The organism is Dissulfuribacter thermophilus (assembly GCF_001687335.1).
In the GTDB taxonomy this organism is placed as follows: domain Bacteria; phylum Desulfobacterota; class Dissulfuribacteria; order Dissulfuribacterales; family Dissulfuribacteraceae; genus Dissulfuribacter; species Dissulfuribacter thermophilus.
In genome coordinates, this window is sequence record NZ_MAGO01000022.1 from 1 (window position 1) to 4,102 (window position 4,102).

General features: G+C 53.6%; 3 protein-coding genes. All 3 read left to right on the forward strand.

The annotated features are described in order from the left end of the window. On the forward strand, positions 1 to 459 hold a 459-nt coding region (locus tag DBT_RS11595; RefSeq protein ID WP_141674301.1), incomplete at its 5' end, for a tetratricopeptide repeat protein. 557 nt (positions 460 to 1,016) lie between these two features. Next, positions 1,017 to 2,507: a DUF4384 domain-containing protein gene (locus tag DBT_RS11605; RefSeq protein WP_067620885.1), complete on the forward strand. Its 1,491-nt coding sequence runs from the start codon at positions 1,017 to 1,019 to the stop codon at positions 2,505 to 2,507. Between the two features lie 100 nt (positions 2,508 to 2,607). Then, positions 2,608 to 3,762 (forward strand): flagellar assembly protein T N-terminal domain-containing protein, encoded by a 1,155-nt coding sequence (locus DBT_RS11610; protein WP_067620888.1) that lies wholly within the window; start codon positions 2,608 to 2,610, stop codon positions 3,760 to 3,762. Positions 3,763 to 4,102 lie beyond the last annotated feature (340 nt).

Here is a 4,102-nt window from a genome sequence, read left to right on the forward strand (position 1 = left end):
CTTGGATTTATGTATATGTTTGGCCTTGGGGTGTCACAGGACTACGCCAAAGCGGCTTACTGGTATCAAAAGGCCGCGGAAAAGGAGGATCCTGACGCCATGTACTACCTTGCATTTATGTATCATCTTGGCCATGGCGTGTCACAGGACTACGCCAAGGCGTTTTACTGGTATCAAAAGGCCGCGGAAAAGGGGGAGCCTAAGGCCATGAACTCCCTTGGATCTATGTATAAGCTTGGCCATGGCGTGTCACAGGACTACGCCAAAGCGGTTTACTGGTACCGGAAGGCGGCGGAATTGGGGGACTCTTGGGCCATGTACCACCTGGGACAGATGTATGAGAATGGCCAAGGAGTACCCCAAAGCTATGAGAAGGCGGTTTACTGGTACCGGAAGGCGGCGGAATTGGGGAATAAGACCGCCAAGGCAAAACTGCAAAGGGACAAAAAAAAATACTGACTTATACTCCTTCAGGACGACCCGGGGCCGCCACTTGCTTCATAGCCACGGCCGCCTACGGTACTCCCTGGGAGAAACACGTGGTGACGCTCAGGATGTTCGGGGATAATGTTTTATTACAAGATCAGTCTACCGCTGGCCGAGGCCATAAGCCACAGCCAAAGAGCACGGCTGGCGGTGAGGTGCCTTCTTACGCTAGTTGTAATCCTTGCGGGCGCATCCCTTGGCCATTCTATGGACATTGATTGCCATTATAACAGGCCTTTTGTTCCTCTTATGTATGGCTGTAGCAATCCGCAAGGCAATGGCGGCGTGACGCAGAGTAGTTTAAAGAGCGAAGCGACAAATCCATCACTTTTCTGTCATCTCAAGGGGGGTGAGGGCTTTTTGCGAATCTATCATTTTTTGAATTGAATAAAATCTGGAAACGGCACTCTATAGTACCTGAGTACATGGCAGGCCCGGATTATTGGCTTCAAATGCCAAGGGAAAAACAGCGTGATATTGACGCACCATTTGGCTAAAGGATTTTTTTTGAGCGTTTTCAGGGGGGAAGGATGTATCGGAAAAACTGGATGATATGGGACACGGTTAGGTTCGCAGTCATTGGTGCCATTGCCGCCCTTGTGGCGGTTTCGGCCGGATGCGCGCCGCCTGCCAATAGGGCCAGCCATGAATATGATGCCAGGGCCCTTCCTCTTTCAGCGGCCATAGATCAGTTGTCCCGGGACCTAGTTGCCTCGGCAAGGGGGAAGTCGGTGGGCAAGCTGGCGGTGGCGGATTTCGCGGGCCCTGGAGCCGGAATTTCGGCTCTTGGCGGTTATCTGTCGGACAAGTTGAGCGTGCGGCTTTACTCCACCGGGGCCTTTCCCGATTTCATGGAACGCAGACAACTGAAACAGGTGCTGTTGAGCATAAAAAAGGAGCACAGCGGCTATTTCAACCAGGATACCGTGCAGCGGTTCGGGAAAATGATAGGAGTAGACTGCATGGTCATAGGGTTGATGGACGATCTCGGCCCTGTGGTTGACGTAACGGCCAAGCTAGTGGAGTCAGGAACCGGACGCCTGCTGGCAATGGCCGAAACCCAGATAATAAAGGATGAAGTGGTCAGGGAGCTGCTGGCAAGGAGGCACGATACCACTCTCACCGTGACAGTTGAACCCGCTGTAAACGGCATAGTGGTGGCCTGCGGTATAAGAGGTGAACTGAACCAGGGAGTGGCTGTGATAAAGGGGCTGCCTCCAGGGACGTGCCAGGTGCTGATACGGCCCGATGGGCATGACCCTGTAAACAAGACCGTGGAGATCAGGGACCAACCTGAGTCCCTTACCATGCGGCTGGCCAACAGGCGCTTTAACGTGAGTTTCATGGTCAATCCGCCCACGGCCACCCTGGTGGTGGACGGCCGGGAGATTGCCCTTAATGAATACGGCTTTGCCTCTGTAAAAGGCCTGGAGGCAGGGGAGCATATTTACAAGGTACAGGCCAAGGATCACAAGGGACGTATGGGTACCTTTGATCCTTCGCTGAACCACAGGGTTGTCATCAACCTGGAGGCTTCGGACCCGGTGCTTTCCATAGGCAATGCCCTGGCGGCCAGGGTACGGAAGCTGGCAAGCTCGCAGGATTTCCAGGTGAAGGTGTGGACCGAGAAAAAAAGTTACAGGATAGGGGAGCCGATCCGTTTTTTCTTCAGGGCTGAAAAGGACTGCTACCTGAACCTCATAGACATCAATTCCAAGGGAGAGATAAACCTGCTGTTTCCCAACAGGTTCGATTCAAACAACAGGATAAGGGGCGGCGTGACCTACATCATTCCCGGCAGGGGGTACGGTTTCGACCTGGAGGCTGCGCCGCCGGCAGGCATGGATCACATTTATGCCATAGCCAGCACCGAGCCCATTGATATATTTGGAAATGATTTTACCCGCGAGGCTTTTATCTCTGTCTCTAGGGGCGATTCCCGGGGTATTGAAGTCAAAACGAAGTTAAACGAGGTAAGGCTGGACAGTGCCGCCTTTATTACCGTCAACATCCGGCCATGAACCCAGATTATGCACTTTAAACTCGCATCTTCGGCAAACCTGCGAGCTGCATAATCCGGGATGAATTACAGGTCATGGCACAGAGATCGGGGTGCTTGATATGAATCTCAAGACAGGGTCAACAGGCAGGGGAAAATTTAGGAAGTTTTTTTTCCTGTTTACCGCACTGCTCCTCGTGGCTTTTCAACAGTCATGGGCCGGCGGCATTGGTAACAGTCCGGTGAGAGCCACAGGGGTCGCGGAATTAAAGGACGGCAACCTGGCCGGGGCACGCAGGGCGGCGCTGGAGGACGCCCTCAGACAGGCGCTAGAGCAGGGAGTGGGAATGTTGATGCATTCAGTGAGCATCTTCAAGGATGACCGGCTCATGGAAAGGATCTATGCCGATGTCCATGGGTGCATTGGCAGTTACAGGATAATAGATGAAAAGGTGTCAGGGGGGCTCTGCACGGTGACAGTGGAGGCAGAGGTCAAAGAGGATGTCCTGAGAGATGCCCTGTCAAGGCTGGGACTCATAAAGGCCATGATGGACTTTCCCAGGGTAATGATCTTGCCTGGCCCGGGAGCCAAGAGGAGTCAGGCGGCAGAGGCGGCCATTACCAGGGAATTGGTCCGTAACCGGTTCGACGTGGTTGAATCCGGGGCCTTTCCGACGCAGGCCCTCAATGGGGGCGGGGCAAAAACAGGCATGAATTCGGCTGCCGCCAGGGCCGGGTGCGAACATGACGCGGAGCTTGTCATTCTCTACTGGTTGGAGTCTGAAGAGGCCTGGAATGACGGCATAATGGAGACAGTGCCGGTGACGTTCAGGGCCAGGGCTGTGGAGACCACCACCGGCCAGATCCTTGACGCATGGCAAAGCGTTGTGAACGGTGTAGGCGAAACGCCTGCCCTTGCCGCAAGGGATGGAGTTGCAAGGGCAGCTTCCAGGGGTGCGAAGGAGATGAGCCGGGCCATTGCTGCATGGTGGGCTGACTACACGGCAAACGGTATTCCCTATGTGATCATATTAAGGACAGGTAAGGGCACTGGCCAGGATTGCACCGGGTTTGTCCGGGCCTTGGAGGCCGTGGCAGGTGTGGTGTCCGTCACGGAAAGGCGCTCTGACAGAGGCATTACTGAAATCATGGTGCGCTTCAAGGGAGGGGCAGGAGAATTGAAGCATGAGGTGCTGGAAGTGGCGGCGGAAGAAGCCGGGCTTGCTTCCCTGCACCTCGTTAGGTCCAGGGGAAGGTTCATGGTGTTTGAACAGTAGCTTGCAGGGTGGGTTAAGGATCATTGGCTCCTAATCCACCAAAACAAGTATGAGCAATTATCGAAGGGTCTACAGGAAGGGCGGTTGTGGCCATCGATTGGGGTGGCAAAGCCCCCCGGAGCATGGGTGAAATACAAATTAAGTGATGCGAACAATGAATAGGGTGCCTTTAAAAATTAGCAATTTTGTTCAAGGGCCAGGCGCACGAGAGAAATAACCAGACATATTTTTGATATTTTGAGGATTAATTCTTGAGTGCATCGACGCTATTGGAAAAAGGGCAATTTTTTAGAGGTGCCCGATATTGGTGGAATTGATTGAATGTTACGGAGCGTGGCTT

Excerpts from the sequence above, each read along its gene's own strand:
- DBT_RS11605 (WP_067620885.1), top strand. The coding sequence starts at position 1,017 with ATGTATCGGAAAAACTGGATGATATGGGACACGGTTAGGTTCGCAGTC.
- DBT_RS11610 (WP_067620888.1), top strand. The coding sequence starts at position 2,608 with ATGAATCTCAAGACAGGGTCAACAGGCAGGGGAAAATTTAGGAAGTTT.